Below are 20,753 nucleotides of genomic sequence, written 5' to 3' on the forward strand. Positions count from 1 at the left end.
AATTTTTCATTCAAAAATTATACAAATAATAAATAAAATATCATTGGATTATCTCTTAATCAGCATATGGAAGCTTTTTGAAATATCCTGGTTTGTTGGTTTGACGTTGTCTAGCAATCGCCATATCGTATTGTTTTACATCGTCTGTAATAGTTGAACCAGCAGCAATAAATGTGTGGTCATCAATGTGTAATGGCGCAATCAAGTTAGCATTGCTTCCGATAAATGAGTTGTCACCCACTTCGGTATTGTGCTTGTTCTTACCATCGTAGTTAGCAAAGATAACACCACAACCAACGTTGATGTTCTTGCCTAGATGAGCGTTACCAACGTAAGTTAAGTGACCTACCTTAGTACCTTCATCAATTTGGGCCTTTTTAACTTCGACGAAGTTTCCAAGGTGAACGTTTTCACCAATCTTAGCTTCTGGGCGAAGATGTGAGTATGGTCCAATGTTTGATCCTTCCATCATTTCTGATTCTTCAAGTAATGATGATGTCACAGTCACGTTGTCGTGAATGATGCAGTCTCTGATTTCTGAGTTAGCACCAATCTTACAGTCACTACCAATCTTAGTATGACCACTGATGTGAACACCAGGTTCGACGATTGTGTCTTGACCAATTTCAACGCCAAAGTCAATGTATGTGTCATTTGGATTTGGCATAGTAACACCGTTTGACATGTGGTATTCATTAATGCGTTGTTGCATCACTTGATTAGCCTTTGAAAGTGCAATCCGATCGTTTACACCCATTGATTCATCAAAGTCTTTCATTTGGTAAGCACCAACGTTCTTACCTTCTTCTTTGAAGATACCAATAACATCTGGTAGGTAGTATTCGCCTTGCGCGTTATCGTTTTTAACCTTCTTTAGAGCTTCGAATAATTCATGGTTGTCGAAAACGTAAACACCGGTATTAATTTCATCGATGTTTTGTTCGGCAACTGAGGCATCTTTTTGTTCAACAATCTTGTTAACGTTACCCTTGTCATCTCTAACAACACGACCATAACCAAATGGGTTAGGTGCTTTTGAAGTTAGTACTGTTGCAACTGCACCACTTTCTTCGTGTTGAGTAAACAAGTGATCAAAAGTTTCAGCTGTAAATAATGGAGTGTCTCCACTAACAACCATTGTTGATCCATCAACGTCTTCCAGAATGTCAGCGGTCTTTTTAACTGCATCCCCAGTTCCTAGTTGTTTTTCTTGTAATGCATATTGGCTTCTGTCACCTAGTTGAGTTTTAACGTCTTCCGCACCAAAACCAACAACAGTAACAATGTTATCCATATGAATTTTTTCAACTTGTGTTAATACACAATCAACCATTGTACGACCACAAACTTGATGCAAAACTTTGTATAGTTTTGACTTCATTCGCGTACCTTTACCGGCAGCTAAAATAATTGTATTTCTAGTCGTCATTATTCTTCCTCCTTGGTGATGTCACTGAAGTTATCGTAGGTAAAGTTACCTAGGTCAACTTTAATATCACCGTTATTAGTATCAATCTTGAATAATGAAGTGTAATCGTCTTCGCTAATCTTACGTTGACCTTCGTAGTCACGTTCAGCAACGAATGCAATTCCGGCAACTTCACTATCGAATTCTTTGATTAAACTACATAGTCCATCGGCTGATCCCCCACCACGTAGGAAATCATCTACGATTAAGACGTTGGAATTAGCAGGTAAACTACGTTTTGATAGAACCATCTTTTCGATTCTCTTTTGAGAACCCGAAATATAGTTCACACTAATAGTTGAACCATCGGTAATTCTAGAATCATGTCTAGCAATCACGAATGGAACGTTTAATAAGGTTGCAACACTTTGTGCAACCGGAATCCCCTTAGTGGCAACAGTTAATACAGCATCAATCTTCTTGTCACTGTATAATGTCGCAATAATTCGACCAATTTGTCTCAAAATTGATGGACGGTTAAGTAGGTCGTTCATATATACGTATCCACCAGGTAAAACTCTTGAATTGTCAGCTAATGCTGATTGAACTTCGTCAATAAATTGACTAGCTTCTTGTTTTTGAATGCCGGGCATGAACATACTTCCACCAGCGGCACCGGGAATGGTTTCCAATACACCAGTTCCTGTTTCCATAAATGTTTTTCGTAAAATGGTTAGGTCTTCACTAATAGATGACTTAGCAGAATCATAACGATTTGCAAAAAAAGTCAATGGTACTACCGTATTAGGATTCTCCATTAAGTAGCGAGTCATATCTACTAGACGCGCACTACGCTTTGCTTTCATTCTTTCACCTCATTAAGTAAAAACTACATCTAAATTTTATCATAATGTTCGGGTTTAAGATACTTTTTAATCTAAATAATCAAAAAATATCCGTTTAAGTTTTCACCTAAACGGATATTTTTAGACAGGTCTTACAATATAGACCTCAGAACAGAAACCACGAATGCTGTTAAAAATGTGTTTTGCTTGGTTTTCTGTCCTACAAATTCCAAAGACAGTCGGTCCAGTTCCACTCATTTGGGCACTGTCAGCACCGTATTTCTCGAACTTCTCTTTAATCTTTTTAATCTCACTGTGATGCTTTGAAGACAATGGCTCCAAGACATTTCCCATGTGAGAAACGATTTGATCATAGTCTTGTGTCTCAACCGCTGCTGCCAATTCATTAACATTGACATGTTCTAGTTTATCATAATCAATCTTGTTTAAGATTTCCGGTGTCGAAACACTAACTTTTGGTTTCACAATTACGAAATACATCTTTGGCAGTTTTGGCATTAACTCAATGTTATCACCCTTACCGGTTACCATCGCAGTCTGACTGTATACACAATAAGGAACGTCTGAATCAAGTTGCAATCCAAATGTTGCCATTTCTTGATCGGTCATATGTAGGTCCCAGAGACGATTCAGGCCTCGAATAACAGCCGCAGCATCAGATGATCCTCCACCCATTCCGGCAGCAACAGGAATATTCTTTCTGATATGGATATCCACTTTTTGTTGGATTCCAAATTTCTTTTTAAGTAGAAATGCTGCTTGATATGCTAAGTTGCGATGATCTTGCGGTAAAAACACACGATTACAGTGAACGGAAATCCCGTTTCCCTTTTCGGTAACAATCTCGACGTAATCAGATAATTCAATCGAGGTCATTATCATATTCCACTCAATTTTGCCGTCTTTGTGACGATACGGCGTATCCAAGCCTAGGTTAAGTTTGGCGCATGCTTTCTCTACGGTTCTCAAGTATCACACCCCCAATTTAACTAAATTATTTAATAACATTATACTAAAGTTAAAATGAAAAGTCAGTGAAACTTTCGGATTTTGTCAAAAGTGCAAAATAAAAAGAGCTAATAAACATTATTAGCTCTCAGTTTTAATCTTCTTCACTTACTTCGTCGGTAAAATCCATTTCGATGTTCTTGGTTAGAATATCAGTGTAGCTGTAGGATACTCTCTTAAGATTTTCATCTTCCTCTAACTCAACAACAAACACTGCAGGGAATGTTTCGGCTAGCATCCCATGTCGTTCTAATGTTTTGTTTCTTCCTACTTGAACAGTTACAACAACTTTTTCGCCTAGGCGAGTGTCCAAGTGGCTCTTAATGTCAGTCAAACTGGTTGGCATAATATTCACCTCTCTAGTAGGTTTATTATACCACGAAAAATATTAAAAATCAAAATTATATCACAGTGTTTTTTAATAATCAAATAATATTATACCAATTTTATTGAATGGAATTTATTCGTTAAATCGACGTATTGATCAACGGTTAGTTTTTCAGGACGAATGCTTGGTTGAATGTCGAATTCATCTAAGACACCTTGGACCTTTTCCTTGGTTTCGGCGTCCTTACCGAACAATCCTTGGAGGTTATTCCATAGAGTCTTTCTACGGTGAGCAAAGCATCCCCTTACAAAACTAGCAAATGTCTTTTCATCGAAGACTTCGTTTTCAATGGTTTCTTTTCTTTCCAAAGTTACGATTGCTGAATCAACATTTGGTGCCGGGATAAATGATTTTCTTGATACCTCAAACGCTAGTTTCACATCATTTAGGTATTGGATAATCACTGATAGTGAACCGTAATCCTTGCTACCTGGTTTAGCTTCTAGGCGTTGAGCAACTTCTTTTTGCATCATAACGGTAATGTTGTCGAATTCAGCATTTCCCTTCAATAGATCCAAAATGATTGGAGTTGTGATGTAGTAAGGTAAGTTGGCAACAACCTTAATCGGACGTTCGTTGTTGAACTTTTCTTCGATAATAGCGGGTAAATTAGCTTGTAGAATGTCTTGGTTAATCACTTCGACATTATCATAAGGACTAAGTGTTTCATCCAATACAGGCAATAAATTTTGGTCAATTTCAAACGCTAAAACACGTTTTGAACTGCGAGCTAGGAATTCGGTTAAACCACCGATACCTGGTCCAATTTCGATGACATTGTCTGTATCTGTTAAATGCGCAGCATCAACAATCTTAGTTAAAACGTTTAAATCAGTTAGGAAGTTTTGACCTAAACTCTTCTTAGCTGATAAGTGGAAACGATTTAAGATTGCTTGTGTTCTAGCTGGGCTAGCGATTTCTGGATTATTTGGCATTGTTTACTCCTTAATATGACTTAGTGCTTCGTTAAATTGTTCTTTAGTAATTCCAAACATAGATAGTCGTTTCAATAGTTGTTTCCCATTAACGTATCCAATCTTTAGTTCATTGCATAGTTGAGTGCGTCTAATCTTGGCCTCAGAATCATTAATGACTCTTGCAGCATTTAAATCAGCAACTGATATTTCACTCTCGTGATTAGTATCTGCAGTATAGACGTTTTTTAACGCCTCTCTGATGGTTTCGACGCTGGCGTGTTCAACACCCAGTGAACCATCACTCTTTGTTGGTACCGACTTCTTACGGTCGACAAACGCATGTTTAGCGTTGGGTACCTCTTGAGTAATAATCTTTCTGATGCGTTCACCAGAAAAGTCTGGGTCAGTGAAGACGATTACCCCACGTTGCTTGTCTAGTTTCTTAATCAACGCAAGTGTCTTGTCATCAATTGCTGATCCCCTGGTTTCAATGGTATCACAGTCGACCGCCATTTTAATTCTCTTGGTATCGTCGCGGCCTTCTACCACGATTACTTCTTTGATTTTTTCCATTATTCATCCAATCCGAAAATTCGTAGTGCGTTTTGATAAGTTGCATCGGCAATCTTATCTGGGGTTGTATCTCTAAAACGAGCAACCGCTTCGACGGTGTATAGAGTATAACCGGGTTCATTTTGGTGACCACGTAATGGTTCAGGTGCTAAATAAGGCGCATCTGTTTCCACTAGCATTCGATCGATTGGTGTCTTTGAAACGGAATCATGGATTTCCTTGGTCTTTTTGAAACTGGCAACACCAGAGTATGAGACGTACATCCCTAAGTCCATAATCTTGTTTAACCATTCAGCGTCTCCATTGAAACTATGAATGATACCGTTGTTAACACCTTTTTCCTTTAAGATGGCGTATGTGTCTTCAAAGGCATCACGGTTATGCACAGAAATAGGCATTCCTAGTTCTTGAGCAATATCGATTTGGCGTTTGAACACGTTGAATTGGGCCTTCTTAGGTGCGGTACTCTGATTGTAATCAAGACCAATTTCACCTAATGCAACCACCTTGTCATCCTGTAGTTGCTTGTATAGAATGGCTTCTTCTTCATCGTTATAGTTCAACGCGTCTTCTGGATGAAAACCAACGATTGCGTATAGGTTGTCGTATTGATGCGCTAATTCAATCGCCTCTTCGTTCATTTGACGGTTTGATCCAACAATTGCCATCTTGGTAACACCCAGCTTTTTGGCGTGTTCAATGTATTCTGGTACTTGTCCTCTAAAAGCATCATCGTTTAAATGCGTATGTGAATCGAAAATTTGCATTATATTTGCTCCTATCGTAAAAATAGCCATCAATTCATTTTGAATTAATGGCTATTTTTTAGTTTGTTATCTCACCATTATTCCAAAGTGGCACCATTTTCAAATTGGCTACCAATTGTAACTAATTCAATGTTGCCATCGTCATGTTCAACAGATAGTAACATTCCTTGGCTCAATTGGCCACGCATCTTTCTAGGTTTCAAATTGGAAACTATGATTACTTTCTTACCAATTAGTTTTTCGAAGTCAGGATACCACTTAGCAATTCCTGAAAGGATTTGAGTAGTTTCTTCCTTACCTGCATCTAGGGTAAACTTCAATAACTTTTCTGCCCCTTCAACACGTTCAACTTTCTTAACTTCGGCAACTTTTAGTTCTACTTTTTCAAAGGTATCGAACTTGATTTCTTTCTTATCAGCAGCACTTTCAGCACCCTCTTGGGCAACTTGAGCTTGTTTCTTAGCTTCTTCTTTGGCTGCACGACCCTTTTTCTTGTCTGACTTAGTCATTTGGTTCTTGATAAAGTCAACTTCTTCTTCCTTGTCTAGACGTGGGAAGATTGGAGTTCCCTTAGCAACCACTTTGCCACCTGTTGGTAAGTCTTCAATTGCAATGTTAGTTAAATCAATTGCTTGATCGCTTAAACCTAATTGAGTGAAGATTTCCTTTGGTGCGTGGGTCATAATTGGGCTAATTAATAGACCGATTACTCGTAAGCTGGCAGCTAAATGAGCCATTACATCAGCAAGCTTTTCAGCGTCACCATCGTTTTCATTCTTAGCTAAAATCCATGGTGTAGTTTGGTCAATGTACTTGTTAGTTTGAGAAACTAATTGCCAAACAGCAGCTAAAGCCTCTGAGAAGCGTGATTCATCCATCTTAGTCTTGTATTCAGCAATAACGTCCTTGCTTAGTGCTTCTAGTTCCTTATCAGGTTCTAAGAAGTTTGACTTGAATTCTGGAATCACACCGTCTTCGTACTTGTTAATCATTGAAACAGTACGGTTTAATAAGTTACCTAAGTCGTTTGCTAGGTCGTAGTTGATACGATCAACGAAGTCTTCTGGTGTGAATACACCATCGTTACCAAATGGAACGGCCTTTAGTAAGTAGTATCTTACAGCATCCAAACCGTATCTTTCGGCTAAGACTTCTGGGTAAATAACGTTACCCTTTGATTTAGACATCTTTCCGTCTTTCATGGTTAACCAACCGTGACCAATAACATGTTTTGGTAATGGTAAACCTAAAGCATGTAGGATAATTGGCCAGTAGATAGTATGGAATCTAACGATTTCCTTACCAACCATGTGAACATCAGCAGGCCAGAATTTTTGGAATAGTGAATCATCATCAGTATCGTATCCTAATGCACTAATATAGTTTGATAGCGCATCAATCCATACGTAAACTACGTGTTCTGGATTTGATTTAACAGGAATTCCCCAACTAAATGATGTTCTAGAAACAGCTAAGTCTTCTAGACCTGGTTTGATGAAGTTATTAATCATTTCGTTCATTCTTGATTCTGGTTGAATAAAATCAGGATGATCTTTGTAGTATTGTAATAACCAATCAGCGTACTTGCTCATCTTGAAGAAGTATGACTTTTCGTTCACTAGTTCAACTTCGTGTCCTGATGGCGCCTTTCCACCAATAACGTTACCGTTATCGTCTTTGTATACTTCTGCTAATTGTGATTCGGTGAAGTATTCTTCGTCGGATACTGAGTACCAACCAGAGTATTCACCTAGGTAAATGTCACCTTGATCTAATAATTGTTGGAAAATCTTTTGAACAACTTCTCTGTGTTGTGCATCAGTGGTTCTGATGAACTTGTCGTTTGAGATGTCCAATTTCTTCCATAAGTCTTTAATTTGAGCAGCCATTTTGTCCACGTAAGCTTGTGGAGTTGTGTTCAATGATTCTGCCTTTTCTTCGATTTTTAGTCCGTGTTCATCTGTTCCTGTTAGGAAGAACACGTCAAAACCTTCAGCACGTTTGTAACGAGCTAACGCATCACAAGCAATAGTTGTGTATGAGTTCCCGATATGTAAACGTCCTGATGGGTAGTAGATAGGCGTTGTAACATAAAAAGTATTGTTATCAGCCATGTTAATCATCCTTTCAACCAGTAATTAATATTAACTATTAGTATATCATACTTGAATTGTCAATAATATTGCTCTTAGAACAAATCTAATTGCATTGGTGCCAAATCGTTAAATGACACGTGCAACATCTCTTTTAATTGTAGTGCGTTCGGTGCGGCATCCCTACCTGAGTTGTTATTAAAAATGACGCACACCTCATCGACTTCTTTGTTTAACTTAGTGACGATGTCGGCGAATTGCTTTAGTTCATCTTCACTGTATTTATACAACGTTCTTTGACTACGCCAGTTCTTGTCTTGGTTAAACCATCCCTGGGCGTTTCGACCGTGCAGTCTTAACATCGCCATCTTAGAAGTGGTTACCATTGGTAATAACTCAATCCCGTCGTTTAGGTTATGTGGTTCATCTGCAATCACAAAGGTCATCCCTAAACGTTTCAAATAATTCTTAATTGAGTTTTGCATCGACTTTTCCGTCCATGTCGGATTTCTAAATTCGACTGCAATTGGCACCTTTCTGCCCATCAATTCACGGATGGTCATTAGATAGCGGATGTTGTCGTTGTTGCGTTGGAAATATGGTGGAAATTGAAATAAGACCGTCTTTAATTGATTGGTTTCCATTAAAGGTTGAAGCATTTTAACGTAATCACTAAACGCCTGTCTTCTCTGATCATCATCGGCAACCATTTGAGAACGCATGTCATGCTTGGTCATTAATTGGTTGGCTTTTAAGATAAATTGGAATGATTCTGGCACCTGGCGCATCCATTGACGCACCGTTTTTTCCTGTGGAATGCCGTAAAACGGATTATCAACTTCCACGACTGGAAAATAGGCAGCATACTCGTTTAACTTAACAGGTCGTTCTTCCCCATTAATCAATGCTGGATGTTCGCTCCAAGTTGTTACTCCTAAAGTTATCATTAAACCATCATCTTCCTTCTTATTTCAATTCACTAAAGAATTTCGTTGCATCCTCTTGAATCATTGTAAAATCGATTCCTAAGTTTAACTTTTCCTGGTTAACCGCAATTACTTTGGCACCCGGATTTCTATAATCCAATAGTCCGGCAAATGGGTAGACACGCATGGAAGTTCCAACGATCACTACCAAGTCCGCCTTTTCCATTAGTTGAACACTGTTAACCACTTTGGCTTGGTTAAGTCCTTCATCGTATAAAACGATTCCTGGACGAAGTGTTCCACCGCAATCAGCGTGATTGTCGCTTTGCATATATTCGTGCCAATCAACTCGTTGATGGCACTTTTGGCAATATACGTCGTATAGATTGCCGTGAAATTCAATTAAATTCTTGGTATCGGCAGCACCGTATAATCCATCAACGTTTTGAGTGATTACACTGGCCCTACCTTTCCTAGTAAGTTCAGCTTGCTTTTCGTGAATTACATTGGGTTTGGCATCTGGATAGTACATATTTTCTTTCACAAATGTGTAAAACACATCTGGTTCATTAACTAAACATGCATGACTTAAATAATATTCAGCTGGTTTTCCAGTTGTATCAGTTGCGTATAGTCCATTCTTAGAACGATAGTCTGGAATGTTGGAAGCTGTCGATACTCCGGCTCCTGTCAAAAATACAATGTTTTTTGCATTATCAAATAATGATTGAATTTCCTTATCCATCAGATTGCCTCCTGCCTTATTTTCTAATTATATATGGCATTTTTAGTTCTTTAAATAATTCTTGAACAGTCATTGCGTATAACTTCTTGAAGTATTCTGGACTGTCATCCATACCGGTTGGCGCAGGAATCACGAATGAGTTTTGATCATCTGACTTGTTGAAACCAACGTATGCACGACGACCAGTTTCCTTATCATGTAATTCTGAATGGAAGATTTCAAATTGTTGTTTTACGTTTAAGTTTAGTTGTCTTTCTGAAACAACACTGGAGATAGTTGCAAATTCTGAGTTATGCAATGCAGGTAGTCCCCACTTCTTTAGTTGTTCATCAAAGGCCTTGAATAACTTAACAACGTTTCTTCTAAAACCAAATGGTGAATCAGTTGGCTTTTCAGTGATAATCTTGTAGATTTCATCAGCAGCCTTTAGAGCAACTGGATAATCCTTTTCAAGGGTTGGGCGAGCAAATGAATCGAACTTGTCACCATAGAATACGTGAGCGTCGATTAGAGTCAATAGACGTAATTCCATGGCGTTATCTAATTCTTCTGGTTCAGGTTCAATTGTGTTTTGAATACCCTTTAGGTACATCTTTTCGATGTCTTCGTTGATTAGACCGTGTTTTCTTTGTTCTGAAACAACCACAAAGTGAGCAACGATATCAAATAGTTCAGTTCCCATTACTTCTAATTGTTCGTCTAATTCGTCTTGACCCGTTGATAGTGAGAAGAATACTTGTGGGAAACCACGAAGTGTCATCAACAAGTGAATTAGTTCGTGTGAAGCAGTGTAGTTAGGAGCTGACATGTCTGAGATTTGAACGAATAGGTTCTTACCGTCTTGCACCACTTGTGCTTGATCATGTCTAACGTATCCTGATTGAAGTTGGCCGATAAATTGAACTTCAATTTTACCTGGGAAAAATTTGTTTACAACGTTAATTAAACTTTGTGTGTCTTGATTTAATTCGATTTCCATTAAAATTCACCTTCATTGTTATTTCTAATTTGGTTTAAGATTTTTTGTGCTGACTTTGAGTCATTTAAATGATTAGCTCTCATTTCTGAAACCACTTGTTTGATTTCTTCGCCCTTTGCTCCGGCACTCATCACTAATGAATTCAATTGAAGGTTCATGTGGCCCTTTTGAATTCCATCGGTAACTAAGGCCTTTAAAGCTGCGAGGTTTTGGGCTAACCCAACTGAAGCAACCACTTGGCTTAACTCTTCCTTTGAGGTTACTTGAGATAGTTGTTGGTTGATTTTAACCTTTGGTAATACCTTCACGGCACCTCCGATAAAACCTAATGACAACGGAATGATCATTTCACCAACTAACTTGTTGCCTTCAATAGACCAGTTGGATAGGCCCTTGTATTGGCCATCTTTGCTGGCGTAGGAATGAATTCCAGCTTCAACTGCACGCCAATCGTTCCCCATTGCCATTACCACAGCATCGATTCCATTCATGATGCCCTTGTTATGGGTAGCAGCACGATATGGATCAATTTGAGCGATGTGTGATGCTTCAACAATTCTGTTTGCTACATCACTACCGTTGGTATCGGGATTACCCAGTTGGCTAACTGGAATTGATCCGGAAACCTTCACCAGGTTATCTTCACCGTAGTTAGATAGGATGCTCATCAAAACATCCCCACTGACGCGCTCTTCGATAAACTCAGATGTGGCTTCTAGCATTGAGTTAATGATGTTTGCACCCATGGCTTCACCTACGTTCACAAACAAATCAACTGATGCATAATCATAATCTAGTTTTCTAACGCGCACCTTCTTAGCACCGCCTCCGTATTCTAGAATTGATGGATGTGATTGGTTTGCGATATCAATAATTTCTTGTTGATGTGTATTGACGATTCCAATCAATAGGTTAACGTCTTGTGTTTTAACAACGATTTGGCCCATTAGATTACGACCCAATACTTCGGCAGTAATTCCTGTTCCCTTTGTAAACAAGCGGGCACCATTACTAGCCGCCGCAATCACGGATGGTTCTTCTGTTACCATTGGAACAATTTTTTCAATACCATTAATCATAAAATTAACGGCCACTCCTTCTGGAATGGAGTAATCAGTTACATAGTTTTCAACTAAACTATCACTTGATTGATGATAGTCGCTAGTCATTTCATATTTTTGATTCATGTCTAATCCAGCAAATTCACTGATTAGTTTCATTCTATCATCATAATTACGATGGTAGAAATGTTTGAAAGTTCCCATTATTAGTCCCCCCCGGATGCGGTATTTATATCTGATATTTATGATAACATTATTTAAATTTCAAGCATTTAAAAAGGTTTTTAACCCGTCAATGGATTAAAAACCTCTTTAATAGTTTCGATAGTGCTTCTTTATATATTCAGCAATAAGTCCTTCTCTTACGCCACCTTCTGAAAACACGATTCTTCTTGAATCAATTTCATCAATGACTGTAATAAGAGGTAATAGACCACCTAGTATAATATCAGCTCGCTCGTTTTCTAATCCGTGAATTTCTTTTCGATTGTGTAAATTCTTACGTAAAAGTAATTCATATGTTCCCATCACTTGGCGTTGATTTAGGTGATAGCCATTTAGGTTATCAGAGTTCTTGAAGTGTTGATGACTGCGATTAATTCTCGCTAAACTTCTAGCAGCTCCTCCCAACACAACTAATTGATAGTGATCAGCTTTTTTAAGCCAAGGAACACGATGTATGTTTTCCTTTAAGAAACGTTGTGCGTTGAATAAGTCAGCTGCGTGAACTGAGTTATTCAATTTAAAACGTTCTGAAATATTAACGGCACCAATTGGTAAACTAATTAAGTCTCGACGTTTCTTACCTTGAACGCGGACCAATTCGATACTGGCACCACCAATATCCATCACCATGTAGTCGTTCATCTTAATCTTATTAACGACACCTAAATAATCGTAATAAGCTTCTTCACGACCTGATAGGACTCTAACGTCTAAGCCAACTTTCTTTCTTACCTTGCGAATAAAAGCTTTTTGGTTTTCAGCTTGTCGAACCGCAGCAGTTGCAATGGTAATCACAGTGGCATTATTCATTGAGCTATAAATTCTTTTGAAAGACTTTAAAGCATTAATTGTCCGATTAATTGCAACCGGTTGTAGAATCTTTTCTTTTCCCATCCCTTCGGATAGACGACTATCACTCTTACTACGTTTTAGCTCAACGCAATAACCGTCATTTTCAATCCGATAGATGGACATTCGAGCAGAATTCGAACCGATGTCAACAATTACTAAGTTCTCCATCCGATTCACCCTAAACTCCTAAAATAGTTTTTTATTTAAAGTAATTAATACCAATAGCATCCCTTACTTCATCTAGGGTTTGGTTGGCTACCTTATTCGCTTTATCACTACCAGCCTTTAGAATGTCATAAACAGCTTGAGGATCCTTTTCGAATTGTTCACGACGTTCTCTGATTGGTGCCAATTCAGCTTGTAATACTTCGTTTAAGTAACGCTTGATCTTCACATCACCTAGACCACCGTGTCTGTATTGTTCCTTTAATTCGGCAACCTTTTGCTTATCGTCAGCAAAGATGTCTAGGTAAGTAAATACAGTGTTTCCTTCAACTTGACCAGGATCTTCCACGTGAATGTGGTTAGGGTCAGTGTACATTGACATTACTTTCTTTTGAATGGTATCAGCATCGTCTGCTAAGTAGATGGCGTTGTTCAATGATTTACTCATCTTAGCGTTTCCATCTAATCCAGGAATTCTACCCATTCCCTTTGGTGGGAAATATCCTTCTGGTTCAACTAATACGTCCTTACCATAGATACCGTTAATGCTTCTAACGATTTCTCTAGTTTGTTCTAGCATTGGTTCTTGGTCTTCACCAACTGGAACAGTGTCGGCCTTAAATGCAGTAATATCTGCAGCTTGACTGACTGGGTAAATGAAGAATCCAGCAGGAACACTTTCACCAAACTTCTTTTGTTGAATTTCAGTCTTAACAGTTGGGTTTCTCTTCAAACGGTTAACTGAAACTAAGTTTAAGTAGTGCATTGTTAATTCGTTTAGTGCAGGAATTTGTGATTGAACCAAGATTGTTGATTTTTCTGGGTCAATTCCGACAGCTAAGTAATCCAAAGCTACTTGTAATAGTGAGTTTCTGATTTTTTCAGGGTCACGCGCATTATCAGTTAATGCTTGCATGTCCGCAATCATGATATTGGTGTCGTAGTCACCTGAGTTTTGTAGTGCAACTCTGTTCTTTAATGATCCAACGTAGTGTCCGATATGTAGTTTACCAGTTGGTCGATCACCAGTTAGAATTACTTTTTTATCTGCCATTTTGTTACTTCCTTTCCAAAAAAAGCGTCCCATTGTTAAAAAACAATAGGACGCTTGAGCGCGGTACCACCTAACTTGCAAATGTATTATCATTTGCCACTCTGCGATAAGGGTGCAATCCCATAAATTCATCCATTTCGCTAGTCGTGATTACTTTCAGTAATACATAATCTCTCTGTAAATGACATCGCTACTTACTTTAATATTAACTATATTTTACTGGATTTAAATTGACATGTCAAAAAGGATATTAATTGACATGACGGCCAAATCTAATTAGAATTATTGAGCATAAATGAACGGATTTAACAATAAATCAGGAGGTAAAAATGGCTAATAACGATCTTACAAATGAACAAAATCGTGTCGATAAAGTTGTCGCCAAATTACACAAACGAATCGACAAGACAGAAGTCGAATACCAAAAGGCAAACAATGAAACAAAACGTGTTCAACAAAACTACGGTAACAATACTTCTGTTAACTACGTCGAAGTCGATGATAGAATTGAAACTTCCGCTGACCTCCAACAACAAAGAGGACTAGTTAATAAGGTAGTCCAAAGCGAAGCAATTATTAAGAACCAACTTGAAACATACAAAAAATTAGCTGATTCTCCATACTTTGGTCGCATTGACATCAAAGATGATGGGGACGATGATACCGAAAGCTTATACATCGGTACCGCTTCATTCGTTGACGATGATGAAAACTTCTTAGTCTACGATTGGCGAGCTCCAATCTCTAGTATCTATTACAACGGAACGTTAGGAAAAGTTTCATATCAAACCCCTGCTGGTAAACAAAGCACCGACCTAGAAAAGAAACGTCAGTTCCAAATTAGTCACGGTGAAATCAACAACATGTTTGATACCAACGAAACTGTGGGTGATGAAATGCTTCAATCTGTGTTAGGACAACAACATGATGAAGTGATGCAAAACATCGTTTCAACAATTCAAAAGGAACAAAACGATATCATCAGAGATACCTACAGTGACCTCCTTGTTGTTCAAGGTGTTGCCGGTTCTGGTAAGACTTCTGCGATTCTTCAACGAATTGCATTCTTGCTATACCACAGCAGAAGCTCGCTTCAAGCTGATCAAATTATTTTGTTCTCCCCTAACCGCTTGTTCTCACATTATATTTCTGACGTTTTACCTAGTTTAGGTGAACGCAATATGAGACAGGTTACCTTGCAAGAATTCATCGATCACCGACTTGAAGGTGTAAAGGTTCAAAGTTTATTCGACCAATATGAAACCGAACAAGCATACACCGATGATGAAAAAGCAATTCAATCATTCAAACGAAGTCATCAATACATGACTTCAATTGAGAATTATATCAATACCGTTTTCAACGATGACATTACCTTTCAAAGCATCTTAATCGACGGCAAGGTTTTCTTCGATGCCGATGTGATCAAGGACATTTACGCTTCTCAACCTAAACAAATGAAACCTGCTGACAAGTTCTTAAAGACTAAGAATCGATTGATTGAAATCTTGAAGAAACGAATTGAAGTCGAAGTATATAAACCATGGGTTGATGATGCAATCGACCAACTTAACTCTGAACAATATCATGATTTCATGGAAGGCCACCAACTAGGTAGCTTCCAAGATGAGGATGACGAAAGATACTTCATCGCTAAACAAATTGTGACTGAACACTTCAGAAAAGTATATGATGCTTTGTATAATGGTTCATTCTTTGATCCATATCTTCAATATCAACGCTTCATGCAACAAGTGGTTCTACCAAAGGATGTTAATGTTGATGCATGGAACGATGACGTCGATTCATTTGCTGATTCAATCGAATTACATCAAGTTCGTTTGGATGATGCTGCACCACTTCTATACATGCGTGATTTAATGATTGGTGGCGGTCAAAACCAATCAATGCAATACCTATTCGTCGACGAAATGCAGGACTACTCAATTGCCCAATTGATTTATATCAAGCACGCCTTCCCACAAACCAAAATTAACTTAATTGGTGACAGTGAACAGGCATTGTTCAAGGCGGTTGAGGCTCCGCAAGAATTACTAAACAAGTTAAACGAAGCATTTGCTACTAAAAAATCAAGATTGATTACTTTAAACCGATCATATCGTTCAACTTATCCAATCACTAACTTCGCGAAATCATTATTACCAAATGGTGATGAGATTGAAGCATTCAACCGTCCAGGTAAATCACCTGAAATTTTCATTCGTCATAATGAACAAGAATGCATTGATGTTTTAATTGAATGTGCCAAACAAGAGTTAAAAGATGAGGGTACCGTAGCAATCGTTACCAAGAACTTAAATGAAGCAAAACAACTTCATCAACATACCTATAACCAACTTAATCCAACATTATTAGCTGATACGGATAGATCACTTCCAAAGGGCGTTGTAATCATGCCAATATATCTAGCTAAGGGATTAGAATTTGATTCTGTCATTGCTTGGAATGTTTCTAAGGATAACTATCCAAACGATGACTATGTTGGAACACTTTACACGATTGCTACTCGTGCAATGCACCACTTAACATTAATTAGTAATGGTACTGTTTCACCAATTATTGCAAACGCAAACCTACCAATTAATGAAGTTAAGATTGATAGAAAAATTAAATAACCAACAAAAAAGACCAATCCGTAACGATTGGTCTTTTATTTTATTATTAATTTTGAAGAACCATACCTAATCAATATTAATCATTTCTACTTTTTCTTAGGAGATCCTTCAATTTGCTTATTTTTTCAATAATACATTTATAAATATTATTTGGCTTTGAAGATTGTTCGGATAATCTTAAGCTTTCCTCGATAAATGTTTGTTGAGCAGAGCGATTCTTAGAATTTTCATATTTGAAATAGTTTCCTTCTTTGTCCAAGAAGAAACTATCAACATCATCTTCGGAATAGCTATCAATAATTTCTTTAATCTTATTGATATTATATTTATCCATAATTTTAGCTGCTAATTCGACACGGTTAACCATGTTTCTTGTCATTAAATCGGCTGAGGAAATCCAAAAGGATGGCTTGTCTGTATAAAAAGCATATATTCTGCTGTGTTCGAGAAACTCTCCGACGATACTAGAAACAACGATGTTTTCTTTTTCACCACAAATGCCTAGTTTCAAACAACATGATCCTCTTATAACTAATCTAAATGGAACCCCCACCTTAGCAGCATCATAAATTGCTGCTATGACATCAATATCTGTTAAAGAATTTACTTTAAGGAAAACTTTTCCTTTACCATATTTTTGATAGTATTCTTTAACTCTATTTATATTTTGTATAACCATGTCTTCGATTCGATTTGGCGACGATACAATGGAATTATATTTTGGTGAACGTGAACAATCGCCATTGTGTGATAGATAATCAAAGAAGGAGTTTACGCAGTTTACGTATACATCTGAACTAGAATATAAACTTAAATCAACAAATCCCTTCGCTGTTTGTTCGTTATAATTTCCAGTTCCAATTTGCACATAACCTTTAACACTACTTTTATCATTCATTATGACTAAACATGCTTTGCTATGGACTTTCATATATTTTTTTCCAAATATAATTTCACATCCAGCATCTTCCAATTCATCAGTCACTTTTAAGTTGTTTGTTTCGTCAAACCTAGCTCTCAGTTCAACTACCACTGTCACTTTAATCCCTTTTCTTGAAGCCCTTTTCAAAAGCTCTATTACTTCAGAATTATCCGCGACTCGATAGATTGTTTGTTTGATTGCTATCGTTTGAGGATTATCAACTGCTTCTTTTAAAAACTGAATAAATTGATCAAATGAATCATAAGGATATTGTAAAAGTAAATTGTGCTTATTTAGGTACTCCTGCATTGATTTTTTATAATTCCATTTTGTTCCTGAAAAATCTGCGTATGATAGTTCAGGGTATTTCTTAGTCCACGAATTTATCAAAGGAAACATGAAAGTTAAATCTAATGGTGTATCGATTTGAAATACATCATTTGGTTCAATCTTAAATTTTTTTATAAAAGTATTAATGAATTTTTCATTGGTATTGGGTAAATTTTGTATTTCTAACATTGTAATTTTACCCTTTTCCCGATTTGCTAGATAGTGGCGTACATTTTGGATAGTTTTCTTACTACCGTTATTTTTTTCTAAATCAATTGATGCATCTAAATCTCTGCTTAATCTAAATACGATTACATCTTTGATTTCGCCATCGTCATATAAATTTTCTAAATTATTAATGATGAGATCTTCCATCATCAAATATTGTTTTTTCCCATCGACCTTCAAACTAACTGTTCTTCTGATATATGGTGGTATCGGCATAATACGAATCGAAGTATCATTTTTTATTTTGACCAATGTTGCAATTGCCATCCATTTATTTTTCATAAAATCTAAATTATATTCCGAATTAAAGGTTGTGCTTGTTAGAAAAGGTAAAATTTTTTCATCAAATTTTTGGTTAGCTTTTTGCTTCATTCGATCGCATAAATCATCATACTTAACAAATTCACCAATACCAAAATCAGGTAATTGTTTAATTAACAATTTGAAATAGTTAGATTGTATTTTAAAGTTATTATTATTTGTTTCATGGAGTCTTTTTAATATTTCTGAATACTTTAACATTGTCTTTTGATCATGTCCGTCATTTGTTAAAGCTTCTTGGCTCTTAATACTTGGAACTCTAACACTATAGAATTCATCTAAATTATTTGAAGCTATAGATAGAAATTTTAATTTATTTAAATATGGGACATTATAGTTGTTTGCTAATTCAATTACTCTGCGATTAAAAAGTAACCAACTTAAATCTCTATTATATAGATTACCTTTATATTTAGATTTTATTCCCATGCTTGTCGCCTCCGGTGAAGGACTTAAAATCTAATTCTACTTGTTTAACATATCGCGTTGAGTACTTTACTAAGGCTTCAGGTATCCAATCTTTGCTTTCTAAATAACCAATGATTTTGTAAAAAGTTGGTGATTGACTGTGTGCTCTTGCTAATAAACTAATACATACATTCACATAATCGCAAAAAGCTGGATAATCTAATTTTTTTAGTTTTACTGATCCTTTCATATCTTTAAATTGACGTACATAAAAACTATTATTGCCAATATTAAAGTAACCTAGGAATGGGTCTGATGCACTTTGTAGTATCAATTGACAATTCATAATGTCCTCACCTGTTGAATGCTTGTCATCGATATAAATTCCATCATTTTGATAAAGTGGTAATCCTTGTTTTACTTGTAAAACTAAATTATCACCAGAGGAATTCTCTAGTAAAATTAGATAACAAAGTGTACCAACACTTCCGACCCCAACCGTATGTCGTACAATATCTACGATATGAAATTGTAGCAAGAACTGCTTAATATCGCTGCTTGAATGATGAAGGTACTTAGCGTAACCTTTTATTAATTTTTCATAATCATCATTTCCTACATGCACTGTAACAGGATCATTTTCAATAAACTGTTTTTGTCCTTTTACGGTGGTCGTATATTTTTTAACTGCATAATCAGAATTACTATTAATAGCCTTATCGATAGTTTTACTGACAATTTTTTTAAATGATTTATCAAAAGTATTTTTGGATTCATGGATTTTAGAGAAACTACTCGAAATATTTTTTAATGTGTTTGGCGTTATAAATCTTTCCATTGCTGTTAAATTACTCATATACTTCAATGTCTTAAGATAAGTTTTAACAGTTTTTTCTAGGAATGGTTCTACTTTTTTCTTTAATTTAAAGTCCTGTTGTTTGGCTACTAGCAATGCGCTAACCAATAAACGTTTAACATCATATTCCCAGTAATCAATGTGTGATTCATCAAAATCGTTCATGTCGAACAGTAACTGTCCTTCTGACGATCCGTAGTAACCGAAATTACCTAAATGAGCATCTCCACCAATCAAAGTCTTAATGCCTGTATTACTATAATGATTTAAATCATAATTCATAATATCTACTGAACCTCTAAAAAATGAAAATGGAGATTTAGACATGCGCTTTCTTTTTGTCTCAAGTAAATCTTTATATAGCAAATCATTCTTCGGCTTCATTATTTTCAAAACATCGCGTTGCTTAACTTTATAATTCGCAATGTCATCAAATTTGGTATCAATTGCTAATCGATTACCTTCGACAATTAATTCTGCTGGTGTCTTCATCGAAATATCTGTGAAATCAAAATTATAGGGTAATTTTTTGTTACTCATATGTTATCCCTCCTTTTCAAAGAATGTTATATCAAAATAAATTATGACGTTCAATTTTTCAAAAAATGGCTTAAGAGTTCATTTTTACGTTTCGGCAAAAAATAAAAAAAGCAGCGAAAACAATTGGTATATCAATCATTTTCGCTGCTTGAATATAGTCGTTAATTTTCAATATAATGAACTCGCTATTATATATATATTAACTAATATTATATTTTCTTAAAATTAAGCCGTTTCCGGGATTTGAACCCGGGACCTCTTCCTTACCATGGAAACGCTCTACCTCCTGAGCTAAAACGGCAATATTAACAAAAAGCCTTCGATTTACATCGAAGACTTTTTTATTCGCGCGGCGACTTCCTACCCTTGCAGAGGGCGATCCCTCAACTACTATCGGCGTTTAGAAGCTTAACTTCTGTGTTCGGCATGGGAACAGGTGTATCCTTCTAGCTATCGCCACCACACTATTTATCTGAAAGAACTTC

17 protein-coding genes, 1 tRNA gene and 1 rRNA gene are annotated in these 20,753 nt (G+C 36.6%); 1 reads left to right on the plus strand and 18 read right to left on the minus strand.

Annotation, left to right across the window (positions count from 1 at the left end):
• Positions 1–55: 55 nt before the first annotated feature.
• The 14 genes from glmU to trpS form a co-directional block, all read right to left on the minus strand.
• Complete coding sequence (glmU, locus tag OEZ61_RS04665) at positions 56–1,429, minus strand: bifunctional UDP-N-acetylglucosamine diphosphorylase/glucosamine-1-phosphate N-acetyltransferase GlmU (RefSeq protein ID WP_034534398.1); 1,374 nt, start codon at positions 1,427–1,429, stop codon at positions 56–58.
• A complete protein-coding gene (purR, locus tag OEZ61_RS04670; RefSeq protein WP_034532465.1) occupies positions 1,429–2,274 on the minus strand; it encodes a pur operon repressor in 846 nt (281 codons plus the stop codon). Before purR ends, glmU begins: the two co-directional genes overlap by 1 nt.
• A 120-nt stretch (positions 2,275–2,394) precedes the next feature.
• Entirely contained in the window at positions 2,395–3,243 is an 849-nt protein-coding gene (gene ispE, locus OEZ61_RS04675) for a 4-(cytidine 5'-diphospho)-2-C-methyl-D-erythritol kinase (RefSeq protein WP_034534399.1), read from the minus strand.
• Positions 3,244–3,376: 133 nt separating this feature from the next.
• Positions 3,377–3,628 (minus strand): Veg family protein, encoded by a 252-nt coding sequence (locus tag OEZ61_RS04680; RefSeq protein ID WP_290047049.1) that lies wholly within the window; start codon positions 3,626–3,628, stop codon positions 3,377–3,379.
• An 89-nt stretch (positions 3,629–3,717) separates the two neighbouring features.
• Positions 3,718–4,605, minus strand: a complete 888-nt coding sequence (gene rsmA, locus OEZ61_RS04685; RefSeq protein ID WP_034532462.1) for a 16S rRNA (adenine(1518)-N(6)/adenine(1519)-N(6))-dimethyltransferase RsmA — start codon at positions 4,603–4,605, stop codon at positions 3,718–3,720.
• A 3-nt stretch (positions 4,606–4,608) separates the two neighbouring features.
• Complete coding sequence (gene rnmV / locus OEZ61_RS04690; RefSeq protein ID WP_034532461.1) at positions 4,609–5,160, minus strand: ribonuclease M5; 552 nt, start codon at positions 5,158–5,160, stop codon at positions 4,609–4,611.
• Positions 5,160–5,927 carry a TatD family hydrolase gene (locus OEZ61_RS04695; protein ID WP_053791499.1) on the minus strand — a complete coding sequence of 256 codons (768 nt, stop codon included), beginning with the start codon at positions 5,925–5,927 and terminating at the stop codon, positions 5,160–5,162. Before OEZ61_RS04695 ends, rnmV begins: the two co-directional genes overlap by 1 nt.
• Before the next feature lie 77 nt (positions 5,928–6,004).
• On the minus strand, positions 6,005–8,041 hold the full coding sequence (gene metG / locus OEZ61_RS04700; RefSeq protein ID WP_290047050.1) for a methionine--tRNA ligase: 2,037 nt from the start codon (positions 8,039–8,041) through the stop codon (positions 6,005–6,007).
• 74 nt (positions 8,042–8,115) lie between these two features.
• Positions 8,116–8,967: a DUF72 domain-containing protein gene (locus tag OEZ61_RS04705; RefSeq protein ID WP_290047051.1), complete on the minus strand. Its 852-nt coding sequence runs from the start codon at positions 8,965–8,967 to the stop codon at positions 8,116–8,118.
• Between the two features lie 19 nt (positions 8,968–8,986).
• Positions 8,987–9,691: an NAD-dependent protein deacylase gene (locus tag OEZ61_RS04710; protein ID WP_290047052.1), complete on the minus strand. Its 705-nt coding sequence runs from the start codon at positions 9,689–9,691 to the stop codon at positions 8,987–8,989.
• 16 nt (positions 9,692–9,707) lie between these two features.
• Positions 9,708–10,670: a hypothetical protein gene (locus OEZ61_RS04715; protein ID WP_041152447.1), complete on the minus strand. Its 963-nt coding sequence runs from the start codon at positions 10,668–10,670 to the stop codon at positions 9,708–9,710.
• Positions 10,670–11,935 carry a hydroxymethylglutaryl-CoA reductase, degradative gene (locus OEZ61_RS04720; RefSeq protein ID WP_290047053.1) on the minus strand — a complete coding sequence of 422 codons (1,266 nt, stop codon included), beginning with the start codon at positions 11,933–11,935 and terminating at the stop codon, positions 10,670–10,672. Before OEZ61_RS04720 ends, OEZ61_RS04715 begins: the two co-directional genes overlap by 1 nt.
• A 108-nt stretch (positions 11,936–12,043) precedes the next feature.
• The gene (locus OEZ61_RS04725) at positions 12,044–12,976 is read right to left on the minus strand and encodes a Ppx/GppA family phosphatase (RefSeq protein WP_034532451.1); all 933 of its coding nucleotides are present in this window, start codon (positions 12,974–12,976) and stop codon (positions 12,044–12,046) included.
• A 31-nt stretch (positions 12,977–13,007) separates the two neighbouring features.
• Positions 13,008–14,027, minus strand: coding sequence for a tryptophan--tRNA ligase (gene trpS / locus OEZ61_RS04730; protein WP_034532450.1), 1,020 nt, complete (start codon positions 14,025–14,027; stop codon positions 13,008–13,010).
• Positions 14,028–14,356: 329 nt separating this feature from the next.
• On the opposite strand from trpS, the gene helD reads away from it, so the two are divergent.
• Positions 14,357–16,663: an RNA polymerase recycling motor HelD gene (gene helD / locus OEZ61_RS04735; RefSeq protein WP_290047054.1), complete on the plus strand. Its 2,307-nt coding sequence runs from the start codon at positions 14,357–14,359 to the stop codon at positions 16,661–16,663.
• Between the two features lie 76 nt (positions 16,664–16,739).
• On the opposite strand, the gene ppk1 is transcribed toward helD, so the two are convergent.
• The 4 genes from ppk1 to rrf all read right to left on the minus strand — a co-directional run bounded on the left by ppk1 (position 16,740) and on the right by rrf (position 20,732).
• On the minus strand, positions 16,740–18,893 hold the full coding sequence (gene ppk1, locus OEZ61_RS04740; protein ID WP_290047055.1) for a polyphosphate kinase 1: 2,154 nt from the start codon (positions 18,891–18,893) through the stop codon (positions 16,740–16,742).
• On the minus strand, positions 18,877–20,268 hold the full coding sequence (locus tag OEZ61_RS04745; RefSeq protein WP_263504278.1) for a DUF2252 domain-containing protein: 1,392 nt from the start codon (positions 20,266–20,268) through the stop codon (positions 18,877–18,879). The genes ppk1 and OEZ61_RS04745 overlap by 17 nt, the downstream gene beginning before the upstream one ends.
• A gap of 228 nt (positions 20,269–20,496) precedes the next feature.
• Positions 20,497–20,569, minus strand: a tRNA-Thr gene (locus OEZ61_RS04750).
• A gap of 46 nt (positions 20,570–20,615) precedes the next feature.
• Positions 20,616–20,732, minus strand: a 5S ribosomal RNA gene (gene rrf, locus OEZ61_RS04755).
• Between the last annotated feature and the right edge of the window lie 21 nt (positions 20,733–20,753).

This window comes from Apilactobacillus sp. EABW-1NA (assembly GCF_030398685.1).
GTDB lineage: Bacteria > Bacillota > Bacilli > Lactobacillales > Lactobacillaceae > Apilactobacillus > Apilactobacillus waqarii.

What these genes read in the sequence shown, in the direction of transcription:
- glmU (WP_034534398.1), bottom strand. Translation starts at nt 1,429, where the DNA reads ATGACGACTAGAAATACAATTATTTTAGCTGCCGGTAAAGGTACGCGA.
- purR (WP_034532465.1), bottom strand. Translation starts at nt 2,274, where the DNA reads ATGAAAGCAAAGCGTAGTGCGCGTCTAGTAGATATGACTCGCTACTTA.
- OEZ61_RS04680 (WP_290047049.1), bottom strand. Translation starts at nt 3,628, where the DNA reads ATGCCAACCAGTTTGACTGACATTAAGAGCCACTTGGACACTCGCCTA.
- rsmA (WP_034532462.1), bottom strand. Translation starts at nt 4,605, where the DNA reads ATGCCAAATAATCCAGAAATCGCTAGCCCAGCTAGAACACAAGCAATC.
- rnmV (WP_034532461.1), bottom strand. Translation starts at nt 5,160, where the DNA reads ATGGAAAAAATCAAAGAAGTAATCGTGGTAGAAGGCCGCGACGATACC.
- OEZ61_RS04695 (WP_053791499.1), bottom strand. Translation starts at nt 5,927, where the DNA reads ATGCAAATTTTCGATTCACATACGCATTTAAACGATGATGCTTTTAGA.
- metG (WP_290047050.1), bottom strand. Translation starts at nt 8,041, where the DNA reads ATGGCTGATAACAATACTTTTTATGTTACAACGCCTATCTACTACCCA.
- OEZ61_RS04705 (WP_290047051.1), bottom strand. Translation starts at nt 8,967, where the DNA reads ATGATAACTTTAGGAGTAACAACTTGGAGCGAACATCCAGCATTGATT.
- OEZ61_RS04710 (WP_290047052.1), bottom strand. Translation starts at nt 9,691, where the DNA reads ATGGATAAGGAAATTCAATCATTATTTGATAATGCAAAAAACATTGTA.
- OEZ61_RS04715 (WP_041152447.1), bottom strand. Translation starts at nt 10,670, where the DNA reads ATGGAAATCGAATTAAATCAAGACACACAAAGTTTAATTAACGTTGTA.
- OEZ61_RS04720 (WP_290047053.1), bottom strand. Translation starts at nt 11,935, where the DNA reads ATGGGAACTTTCAAACATTTCTACCATCGTAATTATGATGATAGAATG.
- OEZ61_RS04725 (WP_034532451.1), bottom strand. Translation starts at nt 12,976, where the DNA reads ATGGAGAACTTAGTAATTGTTGACATCGGTTCGAATTCTGCTCGAATG.
- trpS (WP_034532450.1), bottom strand. Translation starts at nt 14,027, where the DNA reads ATGGCAGATAAAAAAGTAATTCTAACTGGTGATCGACCAACTGGTAAA.
- helD (WP_290047054.1), top strand. Translation starts at nt 14,357, where the DNA reads ATGGCTAATAACGATCTTACAAATGAACAAAATCGTGTCGATAAAGTT.
- ppk1 (WP_290047055.1), bottom strand. Translation starts at nt 18,893, where the DNA reads ATGGGAATAAAATCTAAATATAAAGGTAATCTATATAATAGAGATTTA.
- OEZ61_RS04745 (WP_263504278.1), bottom strand. Translation starts at nt 20,268, where the DNA reads ATGAGTAACAAAAAATTACCCTATAATTTTGATTTCACAGATATTTCG.